The sequence below is a fragment of the Maribacter sp. UBA3344 genome (genome assembly GCF_002362375.1).
GTDB classification, from domain to species: domain Bacteria; phylum Bacteroidota; class Bacteroidia; order Flavobacteriales; family Flavobacteriaceae; genus Maribacter; species Maribacter dokdonensis.
Genome location: NZ_DERI01000009.1, coordinates 202,955 through 220,462, shown reverse-complemented (window position 1 = coordinate 220,462; position 17,508 = coordinate 202,955). Strand labels below are relative to the sequence as shown.

The window sequence follows — 17,508 nt, the reverse complement described above, 5'->3', positions numbered from 1 at the left end:
TACTCCTCTACGCTATTTTTGAAATAAAGTTTCGTTTTGTTACTATTATGAATCTTGTTCATAGCCACCCTTTTACATAAAAGCTTATATATTTGTATAAACCGAAACCCACTTACGTTGAATATTGTAGACCGCCATAAATTAATTTTAAGCAAACTAGAAGAGCAAGGTTTTGTAAAGGTGAATGACCTTAGCAAGGAATTCAACGTATCTCTAGTGACTATTAGAAAAGATCTTAAATTATTAGAAGATCGAAAATTACTTTTTAGATCTCACGGTAAAGCCATACCTGCCAACCCATATATTGTTGAAAATTCGGTTAATATTAAAGAGAAATTTCATCAGGAGGAAAAAAATAAAATTGCGATCGCCGCAGCTTCTAACCTTGAACCTAATGATTGCATTATAATAGCCTCAGGTACATCAGTAATAGAATTTGCCAGGCATATAAAACCAATTGAAGGCCTTACCGTTTTAACCGCATCTTTAAACACAGCATTAATATTGGGGGAACACAATGAAATAGATGTTATGCAACTTGGTGGTAACATAAGGTCCAGTTCATCTTCGGTAGTGGGCCCAATAGCAGAGAAAATGCTTACGGAGTTCACCTTTACCAAATTATTTTTGGGAGTTGATGGTATTGACCTTGAATTTGGGCTTACCACTACAAGCTCTATGGAAGCGTCTTTGAACAAACAAATGATAAAAGCTGCACAAAAAATTATTGTACTGGCAGATTCATCTAAATTCAATAAAAAAGGATTTGGTAGAATTTGTGGAATAGATGAAGTTGACCACATTATTACGGATGCCGGTATTGACGAAAAGACAAAAGCAAGACTCATTAAATTAGGTGTAGAACTTACTATCGTTTAAAAACGAAGGTCATGAAACTTATTCCATCAGAAAAAATTGAGCTAACTACGGCATTTACTACAGCTGAAATAGAGAAACTTCTTTTGGAAAACATTAGGGAGCATAAAAGCTATAAAGTCAGCTATAATAAAGAAGATACCAAGAGTGGTTATTTTATTGGTCACGTTTACCCTAATGGATTTAGCTGTAAAAAATTTACCTACCAACGAAATTCATTTCTACCCCAAGTAACCGGTTCATTTAAAGAAACACCCCAAGGGACGAACGTAAAAATCAATCTAAAGATAGATTCATTTATAACTATATTTCTTTACTTATTCATTACAGTAATTTTCTGTGTGTTTCTTGTTACGCTTTATATGGTAACCACCCAAGGTAGTGCTCCATATATTGCTTTGATTCCATTGGCTATTTTAGTCATATTTACGGCATTGCCCCATATTGGTTTTCAATTGGAAAAAGAACATACTATTGCTGAGCTAAAAAGAATACTAACCTCTTAACATCCATATTAAATCATAAAAAACGCCAAACATTTCTATTTGGCGTTTTAATTTTGGAGTATTGCTCAAGGAGCAAATTTAAAAACGTTATTTTAATTCATAAATAGCTATAGTGCTAGATACCTCATGAGTTGCTATCATTAAATAGTTACCTGTAGGGCTATCATCTTTATCAATTACGATTATACCTTCTGGCGAAATATCAGTACCATCATAAATCCAAGTAACAAAAACAGGATTGAATGGATTTGTAATGTTGTAAGCCAAAATTCCGCTTGTTCTTTCCAATCCTACGAACAACAAAGTTTCATCACCTACTTTTAAGGTTACTACCGCTTCGGGCTCCGCCCCTTTATCATCTGATCGTTCATCTACCTCGCCCTCATCTTGATTGAATATTGAAGGTGCCAATGCCAATGTTCTTCTGGCAATTTCAGAACCAGAGTCATACACTAACTGACCATTTGCATCCCAAATAGAGAAGGAACGGGCACCATAGGCATAAATTTGCTCGTACAACCCATCATTATCTTCATCTCCGTTTGCAGTAGTAGTTTTTAGACGACCCAAATTTTCATCTTCTTGCAACATATCAAAATCTGGATAAAAAGCAGGGTCTAAATCCAGGTCCTTTACACGCACCTCTTCAGAGTATCCATCATAATCCCTAGCATCTCCTTCATTCGCAGAAACCACATAACCATTTCCATTTGCCGTGAAATAATCTATAGCATCTGGCATATAAAAACCTAGAACATTCCAGTTCTGTAAATTCCCAGGAATACCATCATCATTAGAGGCATCTATTTCATTCCCTGAAACATTGTGATTTTTTGTACCTAAACCTACAAGACCGATAATGGTCTTTGAAGCTAAATCTACAATGGCCATACCATTGTTTTCTTGCAAACTAATGTAAGCTGTGGCAGAATCATCTGAAATGGCAACATACTCCGGCTCTATATCTTGTACAAATGTTGACATACCGTTATTACCAAAAACTCTGAATCCGTTTCCGGGATCTGTTTGTCCGGTAAAATAAACTTGAGTTACCGTTTCGGTAGCTACCTCAACAATTGTGATGGAGCCTTCTGGATCTACCGTATAATCATCATTTGGTTCGCCCTCATTAGCAGAAACGATATATTCACCATCAGGAGAAAAAGCAACCATATCTGGTAACGCACCCGCCGGATAAGACACTAATAAAGATTGCGTATCTGTAGCGTAGGTTTCAATAGTTCCATCGGCTTGCTTATCCATATTCTCAACAGCAACAGCTAATACTCCATTATGAACCGCCACTGAATTTGGATTTCCAGCCAATGCAATTGAAGTCCCTTTAACAGGATTTGAAGCATCTGTCAAATCTAACACCGAAACCTCATTTTCTTCAGGGTTAACAATGAACAATTTATTTGTAGCAGTATCAAAAGCGGAGATTTCTGCAAAAGCTTCATCATTTCCATTGGTGAAAGTTCCTATTTTAGAAAAGCTCAGTTGATCGATCGTGATTGGAAATTCGGCATCCATTCCGTCAGCTCCATCTTCCCCGTCGACACCATCAGCACCATCTACGCCATCTACTCCGTCAATACCGTCAACACCGTCCATACCATCATCGGCACAAGAGGTAAATAAAATAGAAATTCCAAGAATTGCTACACAAAAAGGTCGTAATACATTTTTCATTTTAATACAGTTTGGTTTTAAGTATCAAAACAAAAAGATCAATGTAAAGTTCGAGTTAACTGAGGCGGAAATAATTATTATGAACACATTAAGTTCATGTAAACAAGCACTTTTACTTTGTAAAATTTATGGTAGGAACGGTGTTTAAAAATTAAAGCCTACACTGAATATGACACGGTTACCATCTTCCCCATGATAAAAACCTAAGTTACCGGTTAGCGCACTAAAGCCCGAAACCCACACAGAGCCACCGTAGTCATTATGCCATTTTGAAGAAGTATCGTTATCCGTCCACACTCGTCCATAATCAAAACCTGCACTTATACCTAATTGAAGCGGAATAAAATTGGTCTTAAATCTAGTTAAACCCACCCTTACATCCGTACTTTGATAAAAAGCCGTTTTACCATTAAACCGCTCATTTCTATAAGCCCTTAAACTCTGGTTACCTCCTAAAACAGCACCGTGATAAAACTCATAATTCTCACCTATTACCGTTTCGCCCGCAATTTTAGTTGCTATTACAGCAATACCACTGGGATGTAGCGGATATGTTAATTTCAATGTAGGTTTTATATAACCAAAACGATTATCAAAACCATTAATACTAGATCTGTAACCAGTAATAACATCTGCCTCCATAGCCCTATTTGGAAACGCCGGATCGTTTTGGTTTTTATAATTATAACCTAACTCAGCGGTGACATATAATTGATCTTCATATACATCATTATCAGATGTAAAAGCCTGCCCTACAAAACGATCATCATCATTTGACACATCAAAAGATTCTAATGCGGTCCTCACATAAAAACTGTTACCCCTATGTTTATGCACTAAATAAGGAGAAAACTTCCACTGGCGCATGCGCACCCTATTGAAATCTCTATCAAGGTCACCATCAAATGCAGAATTATTTCCTTCTCCAAAATAGTTCATTGTAAAATTGGGACTGGCATAGCGAAGATCAAAACCTAAATTCCAATTGTAAAATACATGACCAAATTCAACATTATAATCGATCGCAAAACCATCTGTAGCAAAAAAATACTCGGCACCTATGGTATGTTGCGCCTCAAAAGGATTATTGACCAACCCATATGTTGTAAAACGATTTTTTAATCCGAATCTGAATCCGGTATCGGCATCATAACCTATACTTGGAAACACAATATTTTCATGATACTTTCTCTTTTGGTAATCATAATTATTAACGTCATAAGAATCTGTAAGCCATTTTCTAGATTTTGAATTTACTATAGTGTTGTTCTTACTTTTATAATCATAGAGTTTCACCTTTTTGGTATTTTTAAAATTATAGGTATCATTTTTCTTCCCTCCCATTATCTTAATATCTATAGGCTTTTTACCATTCCCTTCTACAGTAAACATATCATTACCATCAAGACCATAGACCCAAATCTCATTCGTTTGCTTATTGTTATATGAATTTTGAAAAATTACCGAATCTTTTGCTATACCTATTTCGGTAATGCCGCCTGGCTTACGGGTAATCAAGAATTCATCATCATCTTCGGTACCAAGAACTACCTCAAAATTGCTTAAATAATCGTAATATGATTTGGCAATAGATTCTAGTCCGTCTCGGCGTAACCTTAAATTCTTTTTAATCGTTTCTATACTTTCATCTTGAGCTTCTACGGGCAAAGTTTCAAATGCTGATTCTATGTCCGCATCAGACAGGTTCTCTTGAATAAAATCTACTTGGGATTTCCAATCTTCCCAATTTGCTTTTTTTATAAAAGTTTTATCCAAAGGATATCCTGAAAAATTGAACCACTTCACATTTTTGATATCAGCATCGTAGCTTTCCATTTTTCGCAGTAATGGAAAACTAAACTTTAACAAAGAAATTATTGGTCCGTCATACTTTGGAAAAGCTTGATCCCAATCGCGGGGTATTGCCTCATATCTTTTTTTGCCATCGACCGTTTTAAATTCTGCCCAGCGCCATTGATCTTGATGGCGATCCCAGTTACCCACCAGCATGTCAAATAATCGCGCACGTATAAAACTAGATTCATCAACAAAAGCGTTTTTTGACTCCCTTAGTTCCATACGTAAATCCGTAGTACTTAAAATATCATTGGGCTCCCCAAAGGTTTCAAAGGTTTTATTCTCATCGCCTACATGCTCCTCTAACATAAAAAGTGCATCGCCATAATCTTCATTATAAATACCCAAGCCTTTTTGTTTGGGTACATAATAGATTTTTGGATTTGCATGCAGCACGCCCAAAGACGCAGAAAGTTCATTCATGGAAAACTGCGCATAAGGGTGGGCAGTGGTATAAAAATCTAGTAAATAACGCTCAGCAATAGTGTTTTTAAGGTAATCTTCAACATAATGATTATCTATGGCGGTTGTCTGCAGAAAACGAACAGCACTTTTACGTAAAGCCCTTAGCGTGTACTCATGTTCATTATCATCGATCAATCGTAATGACCTAGATTGTGTACCGCCTCCTTCTGAAATAGGTTTTACATTACCTGGTAGTTCTTCAATATCCAATACCGGAGCTGAAATTTCTTTGCTGTAAAGATTTCTAAAATGATCTCCCCACAGAAATTTATAGAACCCTGTTTTATCGGTTTCCTCTTTTGTATAAATCGATGCTTTTGTAGTTGCACCATATGCTTTCTTCGGATAGGATATCTCATCTACGGAAAGTCGCTCCCTTTTGATGGTTTTTGTAAAGATTGATTGAGAAGTATTATCCGTTACTTTAAAAAATTCTACTTGAGAACTACCATCTTTAAAGACCGTCAATTTTGCATATCCTTGCTTTTCACTCTCAAAATGCTCTTCTTTTGGGGCTCTAGCCCTATCTGTTTTACCTATTGCACCACTAATGATCTGTGGAATACCATCATCTTCCAAGTACTGTAGATTACGGTCTTTACCAGAAACGAAAATAACATCTTCAAACTGACTAGCAATGGTTTCCATTCTACCACGCAGTTGTCTGTTTTGACTATTTTGATATGACTCTGGTGTAAAACCACCCATTTTATCAACAACTGAAACCTTTGTATTGCTCATCACCGGTTGGTAGACCGCTACGATTACGGTTTTACCCTGACTATCTTTTAAATCATCTTTAAATTCTGCCAAGAATTGATCTCTTGTTTTATGCTCACATTTTTCATTAATATATGGGTGATCGTCCCAATCTTCTAAAAACCATTGAGAATCTACCATTTCTAGCACCACCTCATTATTAATTGTTTCCTTTTCCAATGGGCAACCATCATTAGGCCAAAATTTAGCCTTACTATTATCTTGTAAAAAAGATTCTAGGTCATCTATACTCTGCGGCGCATCTTTCAACCATTCATTTTCTCCAGGGGTCAGGATTACGTTTCCATTAAAATTATCCCATAAGTTCATCAATGGTTGCAGATTATTTTTAACTTCATTTTGCTCATCATCATGAGAAGAAAACCCATCCTTATCCAATACATTACCAATTAACAACAAGGTAGCTTCATTATCATTTACCGAGGCGTTATTGATTTGTTCCAGATTTTTTTGAGCTTCGTTAAAAGGTACATTCCCAACATTCGAGGTGATATAAAAAGAATGCGAAACCTCTTTTTTTGAATTAGAATTCTCAGGTTCTGTCCATTGCGAGAACGAATAGGAAAAGCAACATATAATGAAGGAAAATAATAATAGTGAACGCATGTATACCAAGGTTTGTTAACAATCTACAAAGTTTCGGTTTTGATGATGTTCATCTCAGACCAAATAGAAAATATCCAAAAAAAGGAAGAGATGATTTAAAATACCATCGAATACCATCTAAACTGTAGAATTTTTGATTTAGTTTACCAGAATTCAAAGTTAGATATTGACTGATATCATGCTAACCCAAAACATCTTTTAAATGACTTTAAAAATCTGCTACGCCTGTACGTTATAAAAGTCTTATATCATTCTTACAGATTAAAGGCAGAAGTATCTTTAACAGAATCAAGAACAAAAGAACTATGTATGGTAGAAATACCATCTATAATGGAGAGCTTTTCATTAATAAAGCTATGAAATGAAGAAATATCATTTACCGCTATCTTTAATAAATAATCAAAATTACCAGATACTTGGTGGCACTCCATAATATCTGGCAGCAACAATATTTCCCTTTTAAAGTTATCTGCAAGTTTCTTTTGCTGCTTGGAAAGGGTTACTTGGCAATAGGCTATAAGTTCTTTTCCTATTTTGTTTCTATCCACTAAGGCCACATATGATTTTATAATCTCTTGCTGTTCCAACTTTTTGATCCTTTCATAAGTTGGCGTAACACTTAAACCTATTTTAGAGGCTATTTCTTTGGTGTTTTGCTTAGCATTTTGCTGCAGTTGCATTAAAATTTTTCTATCTGTAACATCCATAGTAGTTTATTATTCTATCTAACAAGATAATCCAAGTTTAAACAGTATTAAAAATCTAAAAATATCAAATAAAAAGATATATATACTAATATTTGATAATATAAAGAATCAAATTACCATTAATTGTAATTTTACAGTGATAAAAATCCATGTTTAAAAAATAAAAATAAATGAATAACGAACAAAAGATAGATGAGCTGTTGACCAAGTTAATTCAAGAAAAAGATAGAGTTATTGGTTACCCGGTTGCAAAGGACTTTGATTATTCTAGGCTATATGAATTTTTAAAACACCCCATAAACAATGTTGGCGATCCCTATGAGGACAATACATACAAAGTACAAACCCATGAAATGGAACGAGAAGTAATAGACTTTTTTGCCCAACTTTTCAGGGCAGACCCAACCGATTTCTGGGGGTATGTTACCAATGGAGGATCCGAGAGTAATTTATATGGTTTATACTTAGCAAGGGAATCTCACCCAAAAGCCATGGTTTATTTTTCTGAATCTACCCACTACAGCGTAAAGAAAAACATACACTTGCTAAACTTACCAAGTATTACCATTAGAGCTCAAGAAAACGGTGAATTAGATTACGAAGATCTTGAGAATACGTTACAGCTGAACAGAGATAAACCTGCCATTATCCTTACCACCTTTGGCACCACAATGACAGAAGCCAAAGATGATGTATCTGAAGTAAAGAGAATACTGAAGAAACTGGCTATTCAAAATCATTATATACATTGCGATGCCGCCTTGGCCGGTTCTTACGGTCCATTTATTAAACCTCGTATACCGTTCGATTTTCAAGACGGTGCAGACAGCATTTCAATTAGTGGTCACAAGTTTATTGGTTCCCCGTTTCCTTCTGGAGTAATCATTGCAAAGCGTTCATTAAGAGATCGTATTGCAAGGGGCATTTCATACATTGGTTCTTTAGACACTACCATAACCGGTTCTAGAAATGGCCATAGTCCATTATTCTTATGGTACGCCATTAAAAAAATGGGCGTAAAAGGGTTAGAAGCACGGTACCGACATAGTTTAGAGACCGCCGAATATTGCAAGGAAGAATTACAGAAAATAGGAATTAACGCCTGGACCAATAAAGGTGCCATTACCGTTGTACTGCCCAAGGTGTCCGAGACCATCAAAAAGAAATGGCAATTGGCTACAGATGATATTACACATGTAATTTGCATGCCCAATGTAACCAAGTCTCAAATTGATGAATTTATAAAAGATTTGGTGGCTGAAAATATGCAACCAAAAGCTGAGACAACTCATCAAAAGTTTCAATTACATTAAAAATTCACAAAGTTTAAACTTTCACCTTATATAAATAACACCCTGTCTCATTTTTTTTGAGCAGGGTGTTTGCAGTAATACCATAATACAACAAGCTAATCTTCAGAAATACTTCCTCATAACATTTTCGAACATAACTAATCGAAAGCAACAGTTCACTCATTTTTCATTGCATTTAAAATTACCTTGGCACAGTTTTGTATTGTAATTTTACTATGATGAAAAAACTATATTTAATCTTAACTGTATTCATGTTTTCACAATTTGGTAATGCCCAGGCAAATAACTCGTACGATCAACTTTGGCAACAGGTAGACAAACATGAGTTGGAGAACAGGACCAAATCTGCACTACAAGTTGTAGAAACGATTTTTTCAAAGGCAAAAGAAGAAAACAATTATACGCAAACCATTAAGGCATTATTGCATAAGTCTGCTTATGTAATGACACTTGAGGAAGATGCTGAACTGAACATTGTAAATGAGTTTAAATCTGAAATTGAACTAGCAGATGCCCCTACCAAACAAATACTGCATAGTCATTTGGCTAACTTATACTGGCAGTATTTTCAATACAACCGATACAAATTTTACAATAGAACAACCACCGAAAGCAAGGTTGACCCTATAGATTTTAGAACATGGGACCTAAACACCCTTTTTAAGGAAATAGACGAACATTTTTCGGCCTCGTTAATGAGTGCAGAAAAAACCCAAAGTTTACCTATTTCAGATTTCGACGAAATACTACATATTCAAGAAAAAACCAGAATATATAGACCTACACTTTTTGATGTATTGGCACATACCGCTTTAAATTTTTATACATCAAATGAAAATAGCATTAACAGGCCACTTAATACATTTGAAATAGATGACCCTAAAATTTTGTGTGAGGCATATACTTCTAGTTTTTTGAAGTTCAGCGACCTCAAAAATACATCGTTACAAGCCAAAGCTTTAGGCATTTATCAGGAACTAGTAGCGTTTCACTTTGGTAACCCCGATATTAATCCCTTGGTAATGGTAGATATTGCGCGCCTGTTGTTCATTCATAAAAATGCCGTTTTCACCAACAAGGACAATTTGTTGCTAGAGGTACTTCAAAACTCTGCAGAGAATATTAAACATAGTCCGCTTTCAGGGTTATATTCCTATGAAATAGCAAAACATTACCAAGAAATAGGGCAAGCATACAATCCATCTACCAGTACTGATCACCAATGGAAACTAAAGCAAGCTGTAGATTTGTTAGATGGTGTAATTGCCAAGTTCCCAAACACCCTTGCCGAACAAAAATGCGTTGCCTTAAAATCTGAAATCCAAAAACCCAACATTCAATTAACTACCGAAAAATATTTAGCCAAGAACACTGCAGGTCGTATTCTAGTCAACTATAAAAATGTAGAAGAATTAGACCTTACAGCTCGGAAAATCACCCAAAAGCAAATAAACAAATTAGATGAGCTTTATGACACTGCCAACAAACAAAAATTCATCAATGCTTTATCTATAGATACTTCATGGACTGCTCCCTTAAAAACGGAACATGATTTTCAAATGCACGGCATTGAAATTTCTTTACCATCATTAACGAACGGCAATTACGTAATTACTGCAACATCTAAGGATGAACTGGGTAATTTCTTTAGTTTCACAACCGTACAAATTACCGACTTAGCTATAGTTGAAACACAGACAGGCTCCCACAACCATTATCAAGTTATTGATCGTAGCAACGGAAAACCGATCTATAACGCAGAGGTTGTGCTCGCGTATAAAAAGAATTATAGAGACAATATAAACTCAAAAACCTACCATACAGATAAATACGGTAAAATTATAGTAGCAAAAGGTAAAGACAGTTGGAGCCAGATTGATCTTACTGTCAAAAAAAATAATGAAACTGCCTATTTTAAGAATTACTATTTAAATAGGTATTATAGCCAAAACAACTCTAGCACTAGGCATTCTTGTTTTTTATTTACCGATAGAAGCATTTATAGACCAGGACAGCCTGTGTACTTCAAAGGTATTGCCATACAACAAGAAAACGGAATTTCTCAGGTTTTACCCAACAAAGAGATTGAAGTAGAACTGCATGATGTAAACGGACAAAAGTTAGAGACATTAAAGCTAACAACCAATGAATATGGTTCTGTCTCAGGAGAATTCATTTTACCAAACTCCGGTCTTACGGGCGGCTACTCCCTACACACCTATTCAGATGAATTTGATCTATCGGGTTACGCTAGTATTTCTGTAGAGGAATACAAACGCCCTAAGTTTGAAACCATTTTTAGACCTGTTACAGAAACCTATAAAATAAATGACAGCGTAGTAGTAAAAGGTGAAGCAAAAGCGTATGCAGGCAGCGTTATTTCTGGCGCAAAAGTAGTGTATCGGGTAAAGCGAGTAGTGAACTTACCTAGATGGTATTACTGGTCAAGACCTTATTTTAATATCGCACCTCAAGAAATAACCCATGGTGAAACCATTACAGATGTAAATGGCAACTATGAAATACCATTTATTGCTGCTCCAGACAATAGTATTGACAGTTCTAATCTACCAACATTTAATTTTGAAGTTACTGCAGATGTCACTGATATTAATGGTGAAACAAGAAGTACGACTACCCATGTTGCCGTTGGATACCATTCCTTAAACGTTACTTTACAAGTACCGGAATTCTTTGACAAAACAAAAAAAGATAACAAGATCAACATCGCCAGCACCAATTTAAATGGCGAATTCGCAGCTACAACGGGCGAAGTAACATTATACAAACTACAAGCACCTAATCATGTTTTAAGACCAAGACCCTGGGCTGCACCTGATTATAGCGGTTTTACCAAAAAGGAATTTAAAGAACTCTACCCACATGACGCCTTTAAAAATGAAAACGACCCTAGTCAATGGGAAAAAGAAAAGGTAATCTGGTCATCTAATTTCAATACGGCGGAATCAAAAGAAATAGCTTTTGGCAAAACAAAAAATTGGAAATCAGGCAAATACAGACTAGAGTTAAGTGTAAAAGATAAATTTGGACAACTAGTAAAAGATGTTGCCATTATTACATTTTCTGGTGAGGAAAACGTATTGGCAGACAACCAATTGTTTCAGGTCAAAACTGATAAACATCAATATGAAATAGGAGATACCGCAAAGGTCACTTTTCTTTCAAGTGCAAAGAATTTGAACGTAACGGTTGTTATAGAAAAGGACCAGAAAATTACAGATGTAAAAATCCTTGCGCTGAACAACGATTCCAAAACCATTTCCATACCCGTAACAAAGGATGATTTAGGCGGATTCAACGTAAATTACAGCTACGCTTTTGCCAATGACTTTACCACGAACAAGCAGACCATTTCAGTACCCTACCCAACTACAGATCTTCAAATAGAAACCATTACTTTTAGAGATAAGTTAGCCCCTGGTACAGAAGAAACATGGTCATTTAAAATCAAAGGACCAAAGGGCGAAAAGGTAAGTGCAGAACTTTTAGCCAACATGTTCGATGTTTCTTTAAATCAATTCAGACCACATTATTGGAATTTTAATCCGTTAAGCAAACCAAACTATTATTCAGAAAGCAGAACCAATGCACAACATAGTTTTGCCACAAGTAGTTTCTATACCCAATTAAATTATGAAGGTGTAAGCTATCCTAACTTGTCATATGATTCCTTTGACTGGTTTGGGCTAAATTTTGTCACTGGCGGCATGTTCTATGAAACACGGTCTACCGCATTGGCATACTCAAAATCTCCAATGAGAAAGGCTCAAATGGCTAGTGACGCAGGTTTAGATGAAATGGTGGTTACGGGCTCAGCTGTAGCATCGGAATTATCTGGAGCAGTTGCCGGCGTAGAAACAGAGATATTGGAACCAACAAAAGAAACGGATTTAGATGCGGTATCCGTTAGAAAAAACCTTCAAGAAACGGCATTTTTCTTCCCAAAATTATTAACGGATAAAGATGGCAATGTTTCGTTCACGTTTACCACTCCCGAAGCGCTAACACGTTGGAATATTCAATTATTGGCACACACTAAAGCTTTAGAGAGCAGCATCATCAATTTAACCACCGTTACCCAAAAGGAACTAATGGTAACACCAAATGCACCACGCTTTTTACGTGAAGGGGATACTATTACCATAAGCAGTAAAATATCTAACTTAACCAACAAGAACCTTAAAGGAATAGTACAATTAGATTTAACCGATGCGTTGACAGGTACAGATATCACAGCGCAGTTGTTAACAAACGCTCAGCAACAAAATTCATTTTCTATAGATTCTCTTGGTAACACTCAAGTATCATGGAACCTAAAAATTCCTGAAGGGCTACAAACGGTTCAATATAGAATCATTGCAAAAGCAGGTGATTATTCAGATGGTGAACAAAACATGTTACCGGTACTATCCAACAGAACCCTAGTTACCGAAACTTTACCTATGTGGGTTCGTAGTAACCAAACGAAAACCTTTACCCTTGACAAATTGAAAAACACGTCTTCAGCAACTTTAGATCATCATAAGTTAACTTTAGAAATGACGTCTAATCCTGCTTGGTATGCAGTACAAGCCCTACCGTATTTAATGGAGTATCCGTATGATTGCAACGAGCAGACCTTCTCTAGATATTATGCAAATACATTGGCAAGCTACATTGCCAACAGCAACCCTAGAATTCGTGAAGTATTCGATCAATGGGCAAATTCAGATGCATTATTGAGCAACCTAGAGAAAAATCAAGAATTGAAATCGCTTTTAATTCAAGAAACCCCATGGCTCAGAGATGCACAATCTGAAACCGAACAAAAGAAAAGAATAGGGTTGTTGTTCAATTTGAACAAAATGAAAAATGAGCAACAATCAGCATTGAACAAACTTGTACAGAATCAGAATTCTAACGGAGCTTGGTCATGGTTCCAAGGCGGTCCGGACAACAGGTATATTACTCAGCATATCATCACAGGTATGGGGCATTTGAACAAATTGACAGACTCAGAAGCCAACGACACCAATGATTTGTCAATTTTATTCAATTCCAAATCAGAAATGATTGAAAAAGCTATTGAATATCTTGATGACGAGTTCGTAGCTGAATACGAACAAATGAAGAAATATACCTCCAATATTGATGATGACCATTTAAGTACCCACCAAGTACATTATTTATATATGCGTAGTTTTTTCCCTGAAATAGAAACTTCTAAAAAGGTGCAGGAAATTACAGCTTACTATACAAAACAAGCACAGCAATATTGGACTTCTAGAGGGTTATACGCTCAAGGCATGTTAGCATTGACCTTACATCGTATGAACGATACCAATACAGCTAATAAAATAATACGTGCTTTAGAAGAAAACAGTATAACCAATGATGAGTTGGGTATGTATTGGAAAAGTAACACCAGTTCTTGGTTTTGGTACCAAGCACCTATTGAGACCCAATCATTACTCATAGAAGCATTTTCAGAAATTAAACCAACAGATGTTGAAACCATTGACAATCTAAAAATTTGGCTATTAAAAAATAAGCAAACCAATCAATGGAGTACCACCAAAGCTACTACCGAAGCTGTTTATGCTTTATTATTACAAGGCAGCGATTGGTTATCCGTCACCGATGCCGTAGCTGTAATTATTGGCGGAGAAAAACTAAAGCCTTCCACTTTGGAAGATGTCAAAGTAGAAGCTGGCACAGGGTATTTTAAAACCGCTTGGAACGGTAATGAAGTTGCACCAAAAATGGGCGAGGTCCAAATAACTAAAAAAGGAAATGGTATTGCTTGGGGCGCATTGTACTGGCAGTACTTTGAAGATTTAGATCAAATAACAAGCGCAAAAACGCCGTTGCATTTGAAGAAAAAAATCTTTTCGAAAAAGAATACCAATTCTGGAGAAGTACTCTCTGAAATTACCGATAAAACCTCATTACAGGTGGGCGATTTGGTACGTATACGAATTGAACTAAAATCTGACCGAGACATGGAATTTATTCACATGAAAGATATGAGGGCAGCAGGTTTTGAACCGGTGAACGTGATATCCAAATACAAATGGCAAGATGGGCTGGGTTATTCCGAAAGCACCAAAGATGCCAGCACCAACTTCTTTTTTGACTATTTACCTAAAGGGGTTTATGTATTTGAGTATGATGTAAGGGTCAACAATGCAGGTAACTTCAGTAATGGTATTACCACCATAGAAAGTATGTATGCACCAGAGTTTAGCAGTCATAGTGAAGGTGTTCGGGTTTCTGTTGAAGATTAACCTCATTACGATCGTAGTGAAGTAATCTGCTTGCTGGCTGACTAAAACTTATTCGTGACCATTAACAGACAGATTGCTTCGTCGCGAAAAACTCCTCGCAATGATGTATCGAAACAAAAAAGGGCGCTATTATGTAGCGCCCTTTTATCTTATAAATTATTGAAAAATTACCAAATACTTACTCTTTTCTCTGGAGCTAAGTACATGTCATCACCTTCTTTGATATCAAAAGCATCGTAAAATGCCTGAATGTTCAACAATGGTTGAGTAGCTCTAACCAGACCAGGAGAGTGTGGATCCGTTTTGATCTGCGTTCTTAACGCTTCATCTCTACTCTTAGTTCTCCAAACCGTAGCCCATGACATAAAGAAACGCTGCTCTGCCGTAAAACCATCAATATCTTCAGGACGCCCATTTTCAGCGTAGTATTTCTGTAAACCATCATAAGCACCTAACAAACCACCTAAATCTCCAATGTTCTCACCTAAGGTAAACTTACCGTTTACATATACATCTGGTAAAACCATAACACTGTCATACTGCACCGCCAAAGCATCGGCTCTTTCTGTAAAAGCTGCCAAATCAGCTTCTGTCCACCAATTCTTAAGATTTCCATCGGCATCAAAACGAGAGCCGCTATCATCAAATGCATGAGAAATCTCATGTCCTATAACAGCGCCAATACCACCATAGTTTACGGCTTCATCTGCAGTATAGTTATAGAAAGGAGGCTGTAAAATTGCTGCAGGAAAAACAATCTCGTTATTCAGCGGATTAAAATATGCATTTACCGTCTGTGGAGACATTCCCCATTCCGTTTTATCCACTGGCTCACCAATTTCTGAGTAGTTCTTTAATTCTCCCCATTTATTAACAGCGGTCATATTCTCAAAATAAGACTTATCGGCAGAAACTTCCATTGTAGAATAATCTTCCCATTTATCTGGGTAAGCAATCTTAACAGTGAATTTATCCAATTTTTCTATAGCCTTTGTTTTTGTAGAATCGCTCATCCAATCCAAAAAAGCAATACGCTCTTTGAAAGCATCGATCACGTTGGCTATCATTAACTCTGCCTTCGCTTTTGCTTCTGGCGGAAATTTAGCATCTACGTATAACTGACCTAAAGCTTCACCAACAGTACCATTTACGGTTGCCAATGCACGCTCATCTGCTGGGCGTTGCTCCTTAGCCCCTCTTAGGTATTTGCTATAAAATTCCCAATTAGCGGTTTCAATTTCGGTCGTCAATTTACCGGCTGCGCTGTTGAACGTATCCCATCTAATCAATGTCTTAATATCTTCAATAGGTGTTGTTTTCAAAAACTTGTCCAAAGCTTGGGTATACCTCAACTGGGTTACCAAAAGGGTATCGAATTTTTTGGTGATTCCTAAATCGGAAATCAACTTTTTCATATCAATTGTCGACATCATCTCGTCAACTTCAGCAACAGTTCTTGGATTATTGTAGTTTCTAGCATCTCTACGCTCTACTTTATTTAAGCGAGGTTCTGCCAATTGTGTCTCCAATGCTAAGATCTTATCCGCTGCTTTATTAGCATCTGCTTCAGAGTCACCCAATTTCTGCAACATTTTAGAAACGTGTTTTTTGTACTCTTCACGAATTTCAATAGATTTTTCATCTTCCTCCAAATAGAAATCACGATCCGGTAACCCTAATCCATTAGCTCCTAAATAAACGGCATTCATGCTACTATTATTTAAATCTGCACCAGCGCCAATATTAAGGAAAGGAGAAGACACCGCGGCATTGGTAGCCAAAACGGTCTGTAAATCTTTTAGATTTTTTATCGATTCAATTTCCTTAAAAGCTGGTTCCAAAGGAGAAATACCTGCCTTGTTTCTGGCTGCGGTATCCAACTTTGTATCAAAAATAGCCAAAGCCTTAGCTTGATCGGTATCTGCAGCGTAGTTACCACTCTCTTTAGCTGTAGCCAATATTTTCAACACATCGTCATCTGTAGATTTACGAAGTACACTGAAGCCTCCCCAACTTGTTCTATCATCAGGAATTTCAGTAAACTTCATCCAATTTCCGTTAACGTAATTATAGAAATCTGATTTAGGGTTTTGGGTAGTATCCATATTGGCAAGAACAATACCAGGAATTTTTTCTGCCTCGGCAGTTGGTTTAGCCTCTTCTTTACAAGAAGCCAATGCTACCAGACCGGCAGCAAATAAATAAACTTTTTTCATTTTGTGAGTTAGTTTTTAAACGTGTCGATGTATAAGACGTACGTTTTGAGTTTTGTTACAAAAATAACACGATTTTATTTTTACATAGAAAAAATAACTACCAATTCACAACATTAACATTTGACTTCTAGCAATTTATCTTGAAGAAAAAAGAATTAAAAAATACGAGCAAATCTTCTTAACTCACTGAAAACACCACTTTA

Annotated in this window: 8 protein-coding genes; 4 read left to right on the top strand and 4 right to left on the bottom strand. The window is 36.4% G+C overall.

Going from position 1 to position 17,508, the window contains the following annotated elements; translation table 11 throughout:
- Positions 1-117 precede the first annotated feature (117 nt).
- Positions 118-879, top strand: a complete 762-nt coding sequence (locus B2Z27_RS06010; protein WP_071341332.1) for a DeoR/GlpR family DNA-binding transcription regulator — start codon at positions 118-120, stop codon at positions 877-879.
- An 11-nt stretch (positions 880-890) separates the two neighbouring features.
- Positions 891-1,382 carry a hypothetical protein gene (locus tag B2Z27_RS06005; RefSeq protein WP_286812934.1) on the top strand — a complete coding sequence of 164 codons (492 nt, stop codon included), beginning with the start codon at positions 891-893 and terminating at the stop codon, positions 1,380-1,382.
- Between the two features lie 87 nt (positions 1,383-1,469).
- Here the strand turns inward: B2Z27_RS06005 and B2Z27_RS06000 are convergent, their stop codons facing one another.
- The 3 genes from B2Z27_RS06000 to B2Z27_RS05990 form a co-directional block, all read right to left on the bottom strand.
- Positions 1,470-3,074 carry a choice-of-anchor I family protein gene (locus tag B2Z27_RS06000; RefSeq protein WP_286812933.1) on the bottom strand — a complete coding sequence of 535 codons (1,605 nt, stop codon included), beginning with the start codon at positions 3,072-3,074 and terminating at the stop codon, positions 1,470-1,472.
- A gap of 144 nt (positions 3,075-3,218) precedes the next feature.
- Positions 3,219-6,782, bottom strand: a complete 3,564-nt coding sequence (locus tag B2Z27_RS05995; RefSeq protein ID WP_286812932.1) for a metallophosphatase — start codon at positions 6,780-6,782, stop codon at positions 3,219-3,221.
- A gap of 254 nt (positions 6,783-7,036) precedes the next feature.
- Complete coding sequence (locus tag B2Z27_RS05990; protein ID WP_058103866.1) at positions 7,037-7,489, bottom strand: Lrp/AsnC family transcriptional regulator; 453 nt, start codon at positions 7,487-7,489, stop codon at positions 7,037-7,039.
- A gap of 170 nt (positions 7,490-7,659) precedes the next feature.
- Here B2Z27_RS05990 and B2Z27_RS05985 point away from each other — a divergent pair, with 170 nt between their 5' ends.
- Together B2Z27_RS05985 and B2Z27_RS05980 are read left to right on the top strand one after the other, a co-directional pair.
- Positions 7,660-8,802, top strand: a complete 1,143-nt coding sequence (locus B2Z27_RS05985; protein ID WP_286812930.1) for a histidine decarboxylase — start codon at positions 7,660-7,662, stop codon at positions 8,800-8,802.
- A gap of 251 nt (positions 8,803-9,053) precedes the next feature.
- The gene (locus tag B2Z27_RS05980; protein WP_286812929.1) at positions 9,054-15,089 is read left to right on the top strand and encodes an alpha-2-macroglobulin family protein; all 6,036 of its coding nucleotides are present in this window, start codon (positions 9,054-9,056) and stop codon (positions 15,087-15,089) included.
- Positions 15,090-15,256: 167 nt separating this feature from the next.
- On the opposite strand, the gene B2Z27_RS05975 is transcribed toward B2Z27_RS05980, so the two are convergent.
- Positions 15,257-17,305 carry a M13 family metallopeptidase gene (locus tag B2Z27_RS05975; RefSeq protein ID WP_286812928.1) on the bottom strand — a complete coding sequence of 683 codons (2,049 nt, stop codon included), beginning with the start codon at positions 17,303-17,305 and terminating at the stop codon, positions 15,257-15,259.
- Between the last annotated feature and the right edge of the window lie 203 nt (positions 17,306-17,508).